Source organism: Citrobacter werkmanii (assembly GCF_008693645.1).
In the GTDB taxonomy this organism is placed as follows: domain Bacteria; phylum Pseudomonadota; class Gammaproteobacteria; order Enterobacterales; family Enterobacteriaceae; genus Citrobacter; species Citrobacter werkmanii.
The window spans coordinates 4,691,923-4,708,506 of record NZ_CP044101.1; the positions used below are offsets into that span (position 1 = coordinate 4,691,923).

At 56.6% G+C, this 16,584-nt stretch carries 17 protein-coding genes; 3 read left to right on the forward strand and 14 right to left on the reverse strand.

The window, feature by feature from the left end; genetic code table 11:
* The first annotated feature begins 210 nt into the window (after nt 1–210).
* On the forward strand, nt 211–429 hold the full coding sequence (locus FOB24_RS23165) for a protein SlyX (protein ID WP_038634770.1): 219 nt from the start codon (nt 211–213) through the stop codon (nt 427–429).
* A 197-nt stretch (nt 430–626) separates the two neighbouring features.
* Here the strand turns inward: FOB24_RS23165 and slyD are convergent, their stop codons facing one another.
* The 4 genes from slyD to kefG form a co-directional block, all read right to left on the reverse strand.
* Entirely contained in the window at nt 627–1,229 is a 603-nt protein-coding gene (gene slyD, locus FOB24_RS23170) for a peptidylprolyl isomerase (protein WP_006687368.1), read from the reverse strand.
* A 94-nt stretch (nt 1,230–1,323) separates the two neighbouring features.
* Entirely contained in the window at nt 1,324–1,524 is a 201-nt protein-coding gene (locus tag FOB24_RS23175) for a YheV family putative zinc ribbon protein (protein WP_016154768.1), read from the reverse strand.
* A gap of 8 nt (nt 1,525–1,532) precedes the next feature.
* Nucleotides 1,533–3,338, reverse strand: a complete 1,806-nt coding sequence (gene kefB, locus FOB24_RS23180) for a glutathione-regulated potassium-efflux system protein KefB (RefSeq protein ID WP_137351160.1) — start codon at nt 3,336–3,338, stop codon at nt 1,533–1,535.
* Nucleotides 3,338–3,889 carry a glutathione-regulated potassium-efflux system ancillary protein KefG gene (kefG, locus tag FOB24_RS23185; protein WP_003023629.1) on the reverse strand — a complete coding sequence of 184 codons (552 nt, stop codon included), beginning with the start codon at nt 3,887–3,889 and terminating at the stop codon, nt 3,338–3,340. The genes kefB and kefG overlap by 1 nt, the downstream gene beginning before the upstream one ends.
* A gap of 132 nt (nt 3,890–4,021) precedes the next feature.
* Between kefG and FOB24_RS23190 the strand changes: the two genes are divergently transcribed.
* Nucleotides 4,022–5,923: an ABC transporter ATP-binding protein gene (locus FOB24_RS23190; protein ID WP_085048984.1), complete on the forward strand. Its 1,902-nt coding sequence runs from the start codon at nt 4,022–4,024 to the stop codon at nt 5,921–5,923.
* Nucleotides 5,924–5,939: 16 nt separating this feature from the next.
* The gene (locus tag FOB24_RS23195) at nt 5,940–6,872 is read left to right on the forward strand and encodes a LysR family transcriptional regulator (RefSeq protein ID WP_069323833.1); all 933 of its coding nucleotides are present in this window, start codon (nt 5,940–5,942) and stop codon (nt 6,870–6,872) included.
* Nucleotides 6,873–6,962: 90 nt separating this feature from the next.
* Here the strand turns inward: FOB24_RS23195 and mdcH are convergent, their stop codons facing one another.
* From mdcH to prs, 10 genes are all read right to left on the reverse strand, one after another.
* Nucleotides 6,963–7,859, reverse strand: coding sequence for a malonate decarboxylase subunit epsilon (mdcH, locus tag FOB24_RS23200; protein WP_150345498.1), 897 nt, complete (start codon nt 7,857–7,859; stop codon nt 6,963–6,965).
* Nucleotides 7,856–8,476, reverse strand: coding sequence for a malonate decarboxylase holo-ACP synthase (locus tag FOB24_RS23205; RefSeq protein ID WP_038634780.1), 621 nt, complete (start codon nt 8,474–8,476; stop codon nt 7,856–7,858). The genes mdcH and FOB24_RS23205 overlap by 4 nt, the downstream gene beginning before the upstream one ends.
* A gap of 3 nt (nt 8,477–8,479) precedes the next feature.
* Entirely contained in the window at nt 8,480–9,439 is a 960-nt protein-coding gene (locus tag FOB24_RS23210) for an AEC family transporter (protein ID WP_150345499.1), read from the reverse strand.
* A 126-nt stretch (nt 9,440–9,565) separates the two neighbouring features.
* On the reverse strand, nt 9,566–10,366 hold the full coding sequence (gene mdcE, locus FOB24_RS23215; protein ID WP_121529634.1) for a biotin-independent malonate decarboxylase subunit gamma: 801 nt from the start codon (nt 10,364–10,366) through the stop codon (nt 9,566–9,568).
* Entirely contained in the window at nt 10,366–11,199 is an 834-nt protein-coding gene (locus tag FOB24_RS23220) for a biotin-independent malonate decarboxylase subunit beta (RefSeq protein WP_038634789.1), read from the reverse strand. Before FOB24_RS23220 ends, mdcE begins: the two co-directional genes overlap by 1 nt.
* Nucleotides 11,192–11,491, reverse strand: a complete 300-nt coding sequence (mdcC, locus tag FOB24_RS23225) for a malonate decarboxylase acyl carrier protein (RefSeq protein ID WP_032945188.1) — start codon at nt 11,489–11,491, stop codon at nt 11,192–11,194. The genes FOB24_RS23220 and mdcC overlap by 8 nt, the downstream gene beginning before the upstream one ends.
* Before the next feature lie 9 nt (nt 11,492–11,500).
* Entirely contained in the window at nt 11,501–12,358 is an 858-nt protein-coding gene (locus FOB24_RS23230) for a triphosphoribosyl-dephospho-CoA synthase (protein WP_150345500.1), read from the reverse strand.
* Nucleotides 12,358–14,013, reverse strand: coding sequence for a malonate decarboxylase subunit alpha (gene mdcA / locus FOB24_RS23235; RefSeq protein ID WP_038634792.1), 1,656 nt, complete (start codon nt 14,011–14,013; stop codon nt 12,358–12,360). The genes FOB24_RS23230 and mdcA overlap by 1 nt, the downstream gene beginning before the upstream one ends.
* A 197-nt stretch (nt 14,014–14,210) precedes the next feature.
* Nucleotides 14,211–15,701 (reverse strand): nicotinate phosphoribosyltransferase, encoded by a 1,491-nt coding sequence (locus FOB24_RS23240; RefSeq protein WP_150345501.1) that lies wholly within the window; start codon nt 15,699–15,701, stop codon nt 14,211–14,213.
* 14 nt (nt 15,702–15,715) lie between these two features.
* The gene (gene prs / locus FOB24_RS23245; protein ID WP_150345599.1) at nt 15,716–16,576 is read right to left on the reverse strand and encodes a ribose-phosphate diphosphokinase; all 861 of its coding nucleotides are present in this window, start codon (nt 16,574–16,576) and stop codon (nt 15,716–15,718) included.
* Nucleotides 16,577–16,584 lie beyond the last annotated feature (8 nt).

Consider the following 16,584-nt stretch of genomic DNA (forward strand, 5'->3'; position numbering starts at 1 on the left):
TCTCACCCCAGGGTTATCTAACATAAAAATGTACTATAAAGCGTTGCAGAACAAATCAACATACAGGCACGCCCTATTATCACCACTTTTCAGACTCTTTTTGTTTAAATTAGTTTCGTTGCCGAAGATTGAGTGCTGTGCAAACAGGCAAAGTTAAGTAGAATTCGCCGCAGTCCGCGATCTGCCGGAGAAAAAAGAAAGAGGTGAATCATGCAGGATACAACATTGGAAACTCGCCTGGCCGAGCTGGAAAGCCGCCTGGCATTTCAGGAAATCACCATTGAAGAGCTCAACGTGACGGTAACTGCGCATGAACTGGAAATGGCTAAACTACGCGATCATCTGCGTCTGCTGACTGAGAAGCTGAAAGCCACGCAGCCGTCCCACATCGCGTCGCAGTCCGAAGAGACCCCACCGCCGCATTATTAAGACGTAAAAAAAGCGGGGATATCCCGCTTTTTTGTGCCCGATGGCGCGAACGCTTAGCAGGCCTACTCACATATACCCAAAGGATTTCAAATCACAGCAAGGCGGCAAGCTTGAGGAAGTCCCGGGAGCATAGATAACTATGTGACCGGGATTTGAAAGCGCAGCCAACACCGCTGTGGGTTGAAAGACGAAGGGTATTAGTGGCAACCGCAGCCGCCGTTACCTTTACCGCCACCGCCGCAGCAGCCTTCGCCACCGTGCTCGTGACCATGGTCGTGGCCGTGACCACCGCAGCAACCATCGTGACCGTGGTCATGATCGTGGTCGTGACCGTGCGCGCCGTGAACGTGGCCATGAGCCAGTTCTTCTTCGGTCGCTTCACGAATCGCTACAACTTCTACGTTGAATTTCAGGTTCTGGCCAGCCAGCATGTGGTTACCGTCAACCACAACGTGGTCGTCTTCCACTTCGGTAATTTCTACCGGTACTGGACCCTGGTCAGTTTCAGCCAGGAAACGCATGCCAACCTGCAGTTCGTCAACGCCCATGAAGACGTCTTTAGGAACGCGCTGCACCAGGTTTTCGTCGTACTGACCGTAAGCGTCGTTTGCGCCAACAGCAACGTCGAATTTGTCGCCAACTTCATGACCGTCCAGCGCTGTTTCCAGGCCAGAAATCAGGGAACCGTGACCATGCAGGTAGTCCAGCGGTGCACTCACCGGAGACTCATCAACCAATACACCGTCTTCTGTACGTACCTGATAGGCCAGGCTGACCACCAGGTCCTTTGCTACTTTCATGATATCTCCTGAGCATGGAAAGAATAGTGGCGCAGATTGTAGCGGAATTCTGCACCCGTGTACCCTCTAGCTTAAAAAAAGCTGCGCCATATCGCTAGTCCGGATGAAAAATCCCGATCACTTGCTCTTCTTTGCGAACATGTTCGCGCGCCTCTTTATCGGCTTCCCGCATCTGATGCCCGCACTTAACACACTCAACAATATCGATATTATTTTCGCGCCACATCGCCAGCGTATCCTGCGCCTGGCAGGACGGACATTTTGCGCCTGCAATAAAACGTTTACGAATTGCCATGATTACCTCTACTCAAATTCATCCCAGCCGTCCAGCTGACGCCGCTCTTGCTGCATCTCACGTTGGAAAATTTCCTCCAATTCACGCCGGGCTTCCCTGGCTCGCGAGATTTGTACCGTGTCTGTATGCATGGGAATCAGTTCCCGCAACATGCGCATATCGAGCCGCCGAAAATGCAGCTGAGCGCGCTGAGCCTGGTGCGGATGCATCCCCAACGTGACCAGCGTTTTACGCCCCAACTCCAGCGCACTGGAGAACGTTTCGCGGGAAAACTGCGTCACTCCGGCCTGTAATAACTCATGCGCCTCTACACGTCCGCGCGCTCGCGCAAGAATATGCAAATGCGGAAAGTATTGTTGGCAAAGCTCCACCAGTTTCATGGTGTCTTCGGGTTCATTACAGGTAATGACGATGGATTGCGCCGCCTCTGCCCCCGCGGAACGCAGCAGATCCACCTGCGTTGCATCTCCGTAATAGACCTTATAGCCATATTTACGCATCAGATTCACAGCGCTGATATCTCGCTCCAGGACGGTAATACGCATTTTATTGGCCATCAGTAAGCGACCAATAACCTGACCAAAGCGTCCAAACCCCACGACAATGACCTGCGGTTTATCATCCTCCACCCAGGGTTTTTCATCTTCTTCATCCGGGCCGTTAAACTGGCGGGAGAGCCATTTATCAATCAGCTTCATCACCAGCGGCGTGGTCATCATCGACAACGTGACGGTCACCAGCAGTAGCGCCATTTGATCGCCCTGAAACAATCGTTGCGAGGATGCCGTTGAAAACAGCACGAAAGCGAATTCACCGCCCTGGCTTAACACGCCGGCAAACTGCATTCGTTCAGAGCTTCTCATGCCGTTCAGTCGTGCCAGCACATACAGCACCAGCATCTTCACAAGCACCAGCACGATTACGCTCGCCGCTACCCACAGAATATGGGTATAGAGCACGCCGAGATTGAGCGACATGCCGACGGAGATAAAAAACAGTCCGAGCAACAGGCCCTTAAAGGGATCGATTGCCGTTTCCAACTCATGGCGGTATTCGCTTTCCGCCAGCAGCACGCCCGCGATAAACGTTCCCAGCGCCATCGACAATCCCAGCGCATCCATAAATAGCGCGGAACCCAGTACCAGCAGCAGCGTAGCGGCGGTGAACACTTCCCGCACGCCAGAACCCGCAATGAAGCGGAAAACAGGGCGCAGCAAATAGCGTCCGCCAATCAACATGCCGGCGAAAGCCAACACCTTCATGCCCACTTTGATCCAGTCAAAATGTTCATCAGCAGACCCCGCCAGCAGTGGAACCAGCGCCAGTGCGGGGATTACTGCCAAATCCTGGAACAGCAGCACCGAAAAACCCAGTTGCCCGGATTCGCTGCGGTTCATGCCTTTTTCGCGCATCAACTGTAGCGCCATGGCGGTCGATGACATCGCCAGACCAATGCCGCCGACCACTGCCGCTTGCCAGGAGAATGCGGTAAGCATCAGCAAACCAGCCAGTACCACTGCGCTCAACATCACCTGCGCGGCACCGACGCCAAAAATTGAACGCCGCAATTGCCATAACTTGGCCGGGTTAAGTTCCAGCCCAATGATGAACATCAAAAAGACGACGCCCAGTTCGGAAAAGTGCAGGATTTCATCTACATCGCTAATGAATCCTAATCCCCACGGGCCGATAGCGATCCCCGCCAGCAAGTATCCTAATACCGGGCCAATACCCAGCCGCGATGCCAGCGGCACCGCAGCGACCGCCGCGAAGAGGAACAACACTCCCGCGGTCAATAAATCAGAACCTTCCATCAGCGGCCTCCCACAGGAATCGGATTCGCCAGCCAGTCACCGTACGCTTTAGCATGGCTGTCCAGCTCCTGCTTCGTTTGCCGCCTTGCCCAGTAAACGATGATTGGGCTCATCCAGTGCATGCGGCACATACCGGCCGTTAGCTCAAAAGGGCGCAGTACATCGCTCATCGGATAACGGTTCAGCGCGTCATAACGGTACGCGCTTTCCGGTTCACCGGTGGTGATGACGCTTCGCCAGTACTTTCCCGCCAGTTGATTCCCTCCGGGACCGCTGGCAAATCCGCGGCTCAGTACACGGTCAAGCCACTCCTTTAACAGCGCCGGGCAGCTATAGGTGTAGAGAGGATGCTGAAAAACAATCACATCATGCTCGCGCAACAGCGCCTGCTCATGCGGAATGTCGATGAAAAAATCAGGATAGTGCGCGTAAAGATCGTGCACGGTCACATTACTGAGCTGCATGGCCGGTTTAAGCAGAACCCGGTTCGCGACCGAGTCCTGAGATTCCGGATGGGCATACAGCAGCAACACTTTCGCTGGCTGGAACATCATCCCCCTCCCGGTTTTGTCTTTTGTCTATTTTCGACGTTTTGGGCTACCATGGCGCCTCAGTGCGGCAAACGGCCCACACATTACATTATCATAATGATAAATTAACATAGTCTGAACATACGGCGCCTTATGATTGTTTTCTCATCGTTACAAATTCGTCGCGGCGTGCGCGTCTTGCTGGACAATGCCACGGCCACCATTAATCCAGGGCAGAAAGTTGGCCTGGTGGGCAAAAATGGCTGCGGTAAATCTACTCTGCTGGCATTGCTGAAAAATGAACTCAGCGCTGACGCCGGAGGATTTACCTATCCGGGAAACTGGCAGCTCGCCTGGGTGAATCAGGAAACGCCTGCGTTGCCACAGCCCGCGCTGGAGTACGTGATTGACGGCGACCGCGAGTATCGTCAACTGGAAGCGCAGTTGAACGATGCCAACGAACGTAACGATGGACACGCCATTGCCACCGTCCATGGCAAGCTGGATGCCATTGACGCCTGGACCGTACGCTCACGCGCGGCAAGCCTGCTGCATGGCCTCGGCTTCTCCAATGAACAGCTTGAACGTCCGGTCAGCGATTTTTCCGGCGGCTGGCGTATGCGTCTTAACCTGGCGCAGGCGCTGATTTGCCGTTCAGACCTGCTACTGCTTGATGAACCAACCAACCACCTCGATCTTGACGCGGTGATCTGGCTGGAAAGATGGCTGAAAAGCTATCAGGGCACGCTGATTCTGATTTCCCATGACCGCGACTTCCTCGACCCGGTGGTGGACAAAATTATTCATATCGAACAGCAAACCATGTTCGAGTACACCGGCAACTACAGCGCGTTTGAAATCCAGCGCGCCACCCGCCTCGCGCAGCAACAGGCGATGTACGAAAGTCAGCAGGAGCGTGTGGCGCACCTGCAAAGCTATATCGATCGTTTCCGCGCTAAAGCAACCAAAGCAAAGCAAGCGCAGAGCCGTATCAAAATGCTGGAGCGTATGGAGCTCATTGCCCCGGCGCACGTGGACAACCCGTTCCACTTCAGCTTCCGTCAACCGGAAAGCCTGCCAAACCCGCTATTGAAGATGGAAAAGGTCAGCGCCGGCTATGGCGATCGCGTCATTCTCGATTCGATCAAACTGAATCTGGTGCCGGGTTCACGCATTGGCCTGCTCGGTCGTAACGGTGCGGGTAAATCAACCCTGATTAAGCTGCTGGCGGGTGAACTGGCCCCCATCAGCGGTGAAATTGGTCTCGCCAAAGGCATTAAACTGGGTTACTTCGCGCAGCATCAGCTGGAGTTTTTACGTGCCGATGAATCGCCCATCCAGCACCTGGCGCGCATGGCGCCGCAGGAACTGGAGCAGAAACTGCGCGACTACCTCGGCGGATTCGGCTTTCAGGGCGATAAAGTCAGCGAACAGACCGCCCGCTTCTCCGGTGGTGAAAAGGCGCGTCTGGTGCTGGCATTGATCGTCTGGCAGCGCCCGAACCTGCTGCTGCTTGATGAACCGACTAACCACCTGGATTTGGATATGCGTCAGGCGCTGACCGAAGCGCTGATCGATTTCGAAGGCGCGCTGGTCGTGGTCTCGCACGACCGTCATCTGATTCGCTCCACTACCGACGACCTCTATCTGGTGCACGACAAGAAAGTCGAGCCGTTTGACGGCGATCTGGAAGATTATCAACAATGGCTGAGCGATGTGCAGAAACAGGAAAACCAGAGCGACGAACCGGCGAAGGAGAGCGTGAACAGCGCCCAGGCGCGTAAGGATCAGAAGCGTCGCGAAGCTGAACTCCGCACCCTGACGCAGCCGCTGCGCAAAGAGATCACCCGTCTGGAAAAAGAGATGGAGAAACTACAGGCGCAGTTGGCGCAGGCGGAAGAGAAACTCGGTGATAGCGAACTCTACGATCAAAGTCGCAAAGCCGAACTCACTGCCTGTTTGCAGCAGCAAGCGAATGCAAAATCCGGGCTGGAAGAGTGTGAAATGGCCTGGCTGGATGCGCAGGAACAACTCGAACAGATGCTGGCCGACTAACGATGGGAAGACGATGATGAATCAGCTGACGACCAACGATATTACCTTCCGCAAGCTGAGCATCTTCATGACCTTTATGGAGAAGGGTAACATCGCCCGCACCGCCGAGGCGCTGAACATCAGCGGCGTTAGCGTTCACCGCGCGCTGCATACGCTGGAAGAGAACGTTCGTTGCCCGCTGTTCGTTCACAAAGGGCGTAATCTTATCGCCCAGCCCGCAGCGTGGACGTTGCTGGAGTACTGCCAGGAAGTCACCCAATTGATGGAACGCGGGCTGGAAGAGGCGCGCAAAACGGCAGGCGTGGGTCAGGGCCGCCTGCGCGTGGGTACGCTCTACTCACTGACGCTGGAGACGGTACCGCACCTGATTATGGGCATGAAGCTGCGCCGACCTGACCTGGAGCTGGATCTCACCATGGGCTCCAACGAAGCGCTGCTGAAGATGCTGGAAGACGGCGTGCTGGACGCCATCCTCATCTCCATTTCCGAAAGCGAAATCGACCGCAACAGCCTCGAAGTGCTGCCCCTGTTCCACGACGATATCTACCTCGCCGCACCGATGTCAGCTACGCTGGACGCCACCATGAAGGCGGACCTGCGCCACTATCGCAATGAGAAATTTGTCTCGCTGGCGGAAGGATTTGCCACCTACGCCGGTTTTCAGGAAGCATTTCATATCGCCGGGTTTGAGCCTGAAATCGTTACCCGCGTAAACGACATCTTCTCCATGCTCAGTCTGGTACAGGCAGGGGTGGGTTTCTGTTTAATGCCGGGGCGAATGAAGAAAATGTATGAGAATACCGTGAAGCTGCAAAAACTGGCTGAGCCCTATCAGATGCAGCAGCTTATCGCGATTGTCTTTGCCCGCAACCGCGAGCGCGACCCAAGCCTGTTAGCGCTGGCCGCCGAAGGGCGCATGTACGCCAGGACGCTGAACCAGAACGCCTGAATCGCCGGATGGCGACGCTTCGCGTCTTATCCGGCCTACATCAGGTGCGAGCCGTAGGCCCGATAAGCGCAGCGCCATCGGGCAATCACATCACGCACGAAGGCGTTTCGCCAGATGCACGGCAACATCGACGCCGCTGCGCTCCAGAGAAATAGACTCCCCTTCCCACGCGGCCTGACGCGTCAGGCAGGTCAGTACGCCACCGGGCGGCATTTCAATCGCCAGCCGCGCTTCACGTTCGTTAGCGGAAATCACCGCCTCCTGCCAACGTACCGTACGTGCCATATTCATCGCCAGGTCGTCAGCAATACGCTCCGGCTGCCACAGCACACGCCCGGTACTGCCGCTCAGGTAGGCATAGCGCGGACGGGAAAGCGTCACGCGGCTGAACGCTTCAACCAGCTTTTGCGCGGGCTCGGCCAGCAGTTCACAGTGCGACGGTACGCTCACCGCCAGACGAGAAGCCTTGCTGGCCCCTTTGGCCATCGCGCGTTTTGCCACTTCCGCCATCGCTTCATCGGTACCCGCAATCACAATCTGCGTTTCGGCATTCAGGTTGGCAATATAGGTTTCGCTGTCTGCCACCAGGCTTTCCACCTGACTTAACGTTAGCCCCATAATCGCCGTCAGGCCGTAACCATGTGGGTATGCTTGCTCCATTAAGTCACCGCGCAGCGCCACCAGCCGCAGCGCATCGCTAAATTCCAGTGCACCAGCAACCACCGCTGCCGGATAAGCACCGATCGACAGTCCGCTCACGATATCAGGCGCGACACCACGACGTTCCAGCTCACGCGCCCAGGCAACGCCGGCAATCAGCAGAGACAGTTGAACGGCTCGGGTATGTTTCAACGCTTCAGGGCTATCCAGCGTATCCACCTCTGCGCCCAGCACTTCACGCGCCTGAGCGAGCTCCGCCCCCGGAAGGTTTTGCAGCATACCTTCGTGCTGTGTCCCCTGCCCCGGGAAGGTAAACAGAATTTTCATGACTCCTCCCTGCCCCACGGATCGCGCACCAGTTGCGGCCCCTTTGAGGTTTTTAACAGCGCTTTTCCATCACGCAGCCATTCATTGAGGGCAAAGCCGCCGCGCGGAGTATCCACTTGAGTATCTGCCCGGCACAGTTCGCCCGTCAGCTGCTGCTGCCACTTCTCCAGCGCTTGTCGGGAGAGCGGCTGAGGCGCGCGGATCAGCAGATCCAGATCGCTTGCCGCATGGATCACCGGGATCCCGGTCGCCAGCGCATAGCCAGTACTCCCGGTAATGCCCCACGTCCACGGCCACGACTGCTGGGCCAATAATAAAGCCACCTGAAGCGGCGGCTGAGAGATAAAGGGCGAACGCAGCAGCGTCTGCGGGTCCACCAGCGATTCCGGCGAGCAGACGCGAACGACCGCCTCCGCTTTCACCCAACCGGCGGCGCGCTGGTCGCGCTTCATCCCGCGGACGCCCACGGGAATACGCCCCTGCGCATCAACATCACGCCGCACGACCACCGGCAGACCGCTATGCCAGACGGTATCCACCCAGGATTCCGTGACATCCTCGAGCGCGTCGCGTGCGTTCAGCCAGATAAGATCGTGTGGACGTAATGTTGTGCTCATGATTTAGATTCCTGAAGTCAGCGAGATAAACAGCGGCAGCGACAGGATACACAGTACAGAGCTCAACAGCAGCACGGCTTCTGCATCTGGAGACTGCACGCCAAAGCGGTTACCGAACACCACGCCGAAGAAGCCCGCGGACAATGCAATCATCAGAATGGCAGTGATAGCCACGGAACCATGCAGGCCGAAAACCAGCACGATACCCCAGGCAATGGCCGGTTGAATCAGCAACTTAGCGATGGTGGAAGTAATCACCACGGTATTGATTTGCAGTTTACGCGCAGAGAGGATAACACCGGTCAGGAACAGCGCCGCCGCAGTAGCAGACAGACCCAGCGGTTTGATCGCCGCCAGCACCAGCTCCGGCATTTTAATACCAATGGCGGAAAGGATAACCCCCAACAGTGGGCCCATTACGATTGGCTTTTTAATCGAACGCCACATCAGTACCGGCAGCATAGAGAGCGTAGAACCGGTGTTACCGCCTTCCGCACGTGCTTTTTCGCGTTCGAGGATCAGCAGGCAGAACGGTGTCATCAGTACGGAACCGCAGGCGATGGAAACGGCAACGGAAAGCGAGGTGGAAGAGGTTTCACCCAGCACGCTACCCAGAATCGGCAGACCCAGCGCGGCATAGTTTGGCAGCGCAACGGTCAGGGTCAGCACGGCGGCATCCTGTGGAGATTTCTTGAAGACTTTGGTCGCCATAAAGTAGATAGCGGCATAGGTAATCCACATCGCCAGCGTCAACACCACAATCAGCGGTGACTGAGCCACGATACCGGCCCACGGCGTTTGTACCGTGGCGCTAAACAGCGCTGCGGGTAACGCAAAGTCCATCACAAAGATGTTGAGCAGGGAGACATTTTTGTTGTCGACCATTTTGGCCTTCCCGGCCCAGAATCCCAGCAACATGATGACGAAAATCGGAGCAAGAGCATGAACAATTACGTAAGTCATATTTCACCTGTAATCTTAAAAGAAGTAGCACTGACGCGATGATTGTTATTTTTCAGATGCAGCGACCCACGCGGGTGCAGCGTATGCACCCGCGGAGCCGTACATCCGGCAGGTCTCTTTTTTTACTTACCAGCTTGCTCGCATGCGTTCGCGTACGAGGGCAGAGCTGCGGCGATTGTCGGCACCCAGACGGCTTTTAAGCGTAGGGTCCTGACGCGCGTCGTTGATGGCCTGTTGCAGAGTGTTTTTCACCAGCGCCAGATCTTGTGCGGATGGGGCATCCGGGTTGCTGATATCCAGCAGATTTTCCAGCAGGCCCAGGGTGGCGTAGTTGCTGATGTCATAGGCCATCGGCGGAATAGTTGCCGCCAGTTTTTCCAGCGCCTCAACGGTACGCAGGGTAATGCGCGCCGCGGACTCTTTGCCCATCGCGTGAATCAGTACGCCTTTATCGTTGAAGGCGATCAGACGGTTTGCCTGGTAGCCGTGCGCCAGAAATGCCCCGGACATCGCTTTACCGACGATAAGGCCAATCACCGGGTGGCCTGCCAGACGCGCATTGGCATACGCCGCAGCCGCGCCAGCCAGCGCCTGATGAATGCCAAAGCCTTCTTCACGACGACCATAGGCCTGGCTGGCGACGTCAATCACCGCCACGATCGGGCGCTTCACGGCGCTGTTGGCATCGGCGGCGATGGTTTCGCTGACGACTTTCGCCAGCGTCCAGCCTTCCAGCAGACCGACTTCACCTTTAGTGGCGCGCGGATAGTGGTTATGGGCATCCGGAACGACGGCGATAAAGCGCACGTTTTCACCGTTCAGCTCGCCATCAGCGGCCTGTACGGACGGGCACAGCCCTGCAATACGTTTGGCGCCTGGCGCCAGCGTTTCCAGCCATAATTCGCCACGGCTAATTACGTTACTCATCATTTCACCTCCCGGGCGAAGAGCGCTCTAATCTGTTCTGAATCGGCCTGTTTGCGGGTGTCGAAATGGCTCAGGCGATCGAGGTACCAGTCGTAGTTATCGGTGCGATGTTTTGCCGGAACGCCTTTCGCCAGCGCCTCGTTCATGGCGGCTTTCACCGCATTCACACCGTCGTTGACCAGTGCTTCTACCAGCCCGCTTTCGTAGCGAACTTCACCACCGGTCATGCTCCAGATGAACGGACGGTCGCGGGAGTCATACTCTTCAATCCCGGCTTCCTGTTCGATTACCTGCGGGCCGTTCAGGCCGAGACGCGCTTCGCGGGTCACAATCAGATAGCTACACAGCGCCGCCGCGATGGACATCCCGCCGAAGCAGCCCACAGTACCGGCCACAATGCCAACCACCGGGGTGTAACGACGCAGATCCACAATCGCCGCATGAATATCGGCAATCGCCGCCAGACCGAGGTTCGCTTCTTGTAAACGAACCCCGCCGGTTTCCAGGCTCAGTACCGCCTGAGTAGGAATGCCGTTACGGTTATCTTCCGCCGCCAGCTCCAGCGCCGCTGCCATTTTGGCACCGGACACTTCGCCCATGCTGCCGCCCTGGAACGCGCCTTCAATCGCTACAACAACGGCCGGTTTACCATTGATGGTGCCTTTTGCCACGACCATGCCGTCATCGGCCTGTGGAACAATGCCCTGTGCGCCGAGCCACGGCGACATCACGCCTTCAAACGGGTCGAGCAGTTCACGGTAGCTGCCTTCATCCAGCAGCGCATGCGCACGCTGGCGTGCTTTTAATTCGATAAAACTGCGGTCATCACGCATAGCTCACCTCTTCAAAAACCTGTTCGATACGGATGCGCGCCACGCCCGGCGTCGCGCCGAAGTCATGGATGGTCAGTTTGCCCGCAGGCAGGCTGCTGACCGTCTGCAGACGGTTGAACAGCGCTTCCCAGCGGCGGGTGCTGTTATCGACAGAAGTGGTGATATCAATGGTTAACGTCTGGCCCTGGTCGGCGGTGAATAACACCTCCATATCCCCGGAGCCCACAACGCCTGCCAGCGCTTTGCCGCTTAAGGTGCGGCTGGCCGGTACGGTTAACGTAATGTGTTCCATAACATCCTCTTAATGCTTGAAATAGGGCGATTCGATGCGATCGAGAAACAGCGTGGCGGCGAGCAGGTCAGCCGCGCCGCCCGGCGAGGCGTTTAGCGCCAGCATCTGGCTATCCAGTTCCGCTAATGCCGCCTGACCCGCCGGGTGCGCGCTGCCGCCTGCATTCAACACGGCGCGCGCGCCGTCCTGCATGGCATCAAGCCCTTCCAGCCCGGCACGAGAAAGTACGCAGGTATCGGTCAGCGAGGTCATGATCGCCATCAGCGCATCCAGCCTCGCGTGCGTCTCGCTACTACCGCGCAGGCGGCTTAAACGCAGCTGCGGCAGCGCGCGCTGCATCACGTGCGGAAACGCCTGCTGAGCTTCTTCACGAGCGCCCGGTACACGATAACGATGCGTTGCGCGAAGCCCTTTGCTGAACACCTTCGGCGCTGCGTCATCCGGCAGCTTCGCCAGTTCCGCTGCGGTAGCGGCTATCTGCTGCGCGCCACCGGCACCACCGTGCATCGCAACGGCGCTCACCAACAACCCCAGCGCCCAAATCGCGCCGCGGTGGGTATTCACGCCGTGGGTCGCGGCCATCATCTGCTGCTCGCCCTCACGGCCGAGTCGCCCTATGGTTTGTCTGAGCGCAATATCCGCTGGACGCTGCCAGCTTTGCTGCGCCAGCGCCTGAAACGTAGGGGTCAGGCTATGTGCGGAGCGCTCCATTAGCGAAAGCGTAAGATCGTGGTGCGCGCCGTTCCCCCGACTGTCCACCAGACCGGGTTTCGGGCTTAATCGTGCTTCGTCAATCAGACACTGCGTGGCGGTTCGCGCCAGCCACTCGGCACCGCCTTCAACCTGAATCTGGGGCAGAAGTTTCATTACCAGCTCCGGAATTTCGCAGGTGGGTTGTAAAGACCGCCGGACCATTCCACCAGGTCAGCGACGCTACCGGCTGCCAGCAGCGAACGGGTGGCATCGGTACGACGAATGCCCATATCTTCCGGATAGACCACCTTGCCGCTCTGACGCAGTTCGGCAACGCGCTTAGCATCAACGCCCAGCCCGATATCGGTGATACCCGCGACCGCAGCCACCATCGCACGGCGCTCTTCAAGATCTTTGGCGCGGTAGAGGTAGGCGATACCTTCTTCGGTCAGCACGTGGGTTACGTCATCGCCGTAGATCATTACCGGTGCCAGCGGCATGCCGGAGGCTTTCGCCACGTCAACCGCGTCCAGTTTTTCGACGAAGGTTGGCTTCACGCCCGCCTGGAAAGTTTCGACCATCTGCACCACCAGTTTTTTACCGCGCTGCATTGGGTCTGGTTCGGTGATCATATTCAGCCAGGCTGGCGTTGCATGACGACGACCGTGCGGGTCGTGACCCATGTTTGGCGCGCCGCCGAAGCCAGAAAGACGGCCGCGGGTCACGGTGGAGGAGTTGGCGTAGCCATCAACCTGCAGGGTGGAGCCGATAAACATATCTACCGCGTACTGGCCAGCCAACTGGCAGAAGGCGCGGTTAGAACGCATCGAGCCGTCGGAACCGGTAAAGAAGATGTCTGGGCGGGCGCGGATATACTCTTCCATCCCCAACTCGCCGCCGAAGCAGTGCACGCTTTCTACCCAGCCGCTCTCAATTGCCGGAATCAGCGTTGGATGCGGGTTCAGGGTCCAGTGCTTACAGATTTTGCCTTTCAGACCGAGCTGTTCACCGTAGGTTGGCAGCAACAGTTCAATCGCCGCGGTGTTGAAGCCGATACCGTGGTTCAGCGACTGTACCTGATGTTCCGCGTAGATGCCTTTAATCGCCATCATCGCCATCAGGATGTGTTCCTGTTTGATCAGGCGCGGGTCGCGGGTAAACAGCGGTTCGATAAAGAACGGTTTGTCGGCGACAACCACGTAGTCAATCCAGGAACCCGGAATATCCACGCGCGGCAGGTCGCATTCGTCGTCCACCAGCTCGTTCACCTGTGCGATGACGATACCGTCGTGGAATGCAGCAGCTTCCACCAGCGCCGGGGTATCTTCGGTACTCGGCCCGGTGTAGAGGTTACCTTTACGGTCAGCTTTATAACCGGCAATCAGCGCCACGTTCGGGGCCAGGTCAACATAAAGACGGGAATAGAGTTCGATGTAGGTGTGGATGGCGCCGATTTCCAGTTGGCCATCTTCCAGTAGTTGCGAAATACGCAAGCTTTGGGTACCGGAGAAGGAGAAGTCCAGCTTGCGGGCGATGCCTTTTTCAAAGATATCCAGATGCTCGCTGCGCCCGACGCTTGGCATAATCATATGCAGGTCGTGCACAATCTGCGGATTGACTTCAGCCAGCATGCGGGACAGGAAATCTGCCTGCTTCTGGTTATTCCCTTCTAATACCACGCGGTCACCCGGCGCGATCAGTTTTTCCAGCATCGCGGTCAGGTCTGCGGTCGGCAGCACCTTACCCTGCACCGGAACGGAAGCCAGACGGCGCTGTTTTTCCGTGCGGCGGGTGTTCCAGACTCGTGCTGGCGTTTGCCCAGATAACATTATTAACCTCCTGATTCAGCTAATCATTTTGATTGCTTAACACTGGAAAGAGTGTGCACCCTGGTGAGAAAGTCATCAATTAAGCGTAGGAAAGAATCATTAGCTTGAGAGTAATAATTGAAGTAACCATTTGTGACGATGATCAATTCACGCCGGGAGGGAGGAGGAAGCGGGTAACGCAACCCGCTTGCGGAAAACTAGCTTTGTGCCGCCAGGCGCTGGCGGATCTGTTCGAAGTGCTCACGGTTAATCAACTTCCCGTTGAGAAAACGGGTTTTCAGCTCTCCTTCCTGCTCTTGCACCCAGGTTTGTTCATCATGCAGACGCAATTCTCCTTGCTCATCACGTACTACGCGAAGCAAACCTCGGGCCGAGCGCTTTAAGCCGTTATCGGTTTTCGGCTCTTTAAAAATCGTCCGACCCTTGCCGTCGACTTCGCCCCACGTTGCCTTCATCGCAAAACCGAAGGTGTCACGCGTGTTGTACTGATAGGTAAAAGAACCCACGCCAAACACCACATTTGAACTGGCAAATCCTTTCGCTTCCAGGCGGCGCAGGATCTCATTCGCCCGCTCAAGGGTGATGGAATCGCCATAAATTAGCCCCACATGTGGGTCGAGCACCTTGTAGCCTTTGGCGTTAACCGTGCCGCCAAATATCTCCCACAGCACCTCCACAGAGCCTTTCTCCTGTGCCGTACGATCGGCTCGTGTATCCTCATCCGCGCCAGTACCGCACAGGATCTCAACCGGATTACCGCTGTCCGGGCGGAAAACCACCCGTCCCTCGCGCGCCAGAATGATGTTCTTCAGCTCGCGGGTGTACTCCGTCAGTACCTGCCAGTAATCCCACGTATCAGAGACAATCGACACAAATCCCTGCGGGTAGAGATCGGCAATCAGGCGGCGGAAGGTTTCAATCTCATGCTCACGCTCCCCCATACACATCACGCTGTGCTCGGTCGCCGGAATGCTGGCGCCGATAAAATAGGGCTCGCCGTCGGTATAATAATCCCGAGCGTAGAGAAGCGACGGAATGCTGTCAGTGCCTTTAAAACTCAACAAGTGGCCGCTGCCCGCCTGCATGGTGTCCTGCAATCCGGCCATACCGCGAAATGAAAAGTCATGGCACTGGAAGTCGAGGTGTGACAGGTCGCTACAGGTTTTCTGTGCCCAGCGCGCGCAAATTTTACGATAGTGATGAGCAATGGTGGCGTTTGTTGACGCCTTCCACAGTTCTGCCGACAGCACGGTCTCCAGGTAATTCACCAGCCAGAAAAACTCAGGTTGGGTGTTGATGATAGTTAAAACAGGCACCGCCATCGGCACTTTGCTGCCTTCATCCAGCGCTTTGATGTGCAACGGCAGATAGCCCAACTGATGCAGGGCGCGGATATGATCAACCGCTACCGTATCTTTGCCGAGATAGCTGTCCATGACCTGTTTGTATTCGCTGACCACCTCGTCTTCCGGACGGGCAAAGAATGCCTCGTTAAACAAATCAACCAGAAACCACTGCAGAAAACCTTGCAGGCCAAAAAACACCAGTTTGCCATCCGCCAACGGCGAGGAGAAAAAGCGATCGCTGCGCGGGGTAAAGTTGGAATACACGCGACTGGTTCCTTGCGGATACTGTACGCGGTGAGAAACTTTGTAGCCGTCGATAGCCAGAATCGGGTTCATTTTCATAATCAGTATCTCCCTCAGGCGCGGTAAATCGCGTCAATGTCGATAAGCTCAAGCTGCGGATGTTCCAGCGTCGGGGCAGCGAAAGAGGTGGTGGTGTAGATAGCATCAATACCGTTCGCAAACAGGTGTTCGACGCCTTTAGAGAAAATACCGTGGGTGATATACAGGTTGACGCTACGGGCACCTGCATCACGGAGTACCTGCGCAGAACCAATGAACGTACCGCCAGCGTCACACAGGTCGTCAACAATCAGCATATCCCGGCCCCTGACGTCTCCGGCGACTAAAGCAAATCCCGTCAGCTTGCCGCTTGCCACATCGCGTTTTTTGCTCAGGACGGCGTACTCCGCTACACCGACCGCTCTGGCAACGGCATCAATTTTCTTCAGCGATCCGGCATCGGGGGCGACCAGCATTAGCGCTTTTTGTCGGAACTGCCGCTGCAAGGTCGCGCTGTGCAGCAGGCAAGTCTCTTGTGAAATCGCCACAAAATTATTGATAGCTGCCGCCGCCGCGTCACTGTGCGGATCGAGCACCTTCACCCTATCGAATTGCAGCGTATTAAGCTGGCTGCCAAAGACTTTCAGCGCAAAGCTATCACCCACCACCATATGGCGATCCTGACGAGCCCATGGTAACCAGGGAAGTTCGAGATGACTGACCAGCACATCCGTTTGATGGCGAACCGCCTCCACCAGTTGCGCCAACAGCATAAAGTCGTTCATATCGCGCATCGCCGTCGCACGAATGCGCATCAGGCGAGCAAAGGGTGGTAATGCTTCAGTAACCTTCAACCAGACGGCGCCATCAGGAAAAACACCGTGTGTCACTCCGTAGCCCTGGTCATCCAACGTTAGTGTCAGTTTTATGTTCATCACGCTCA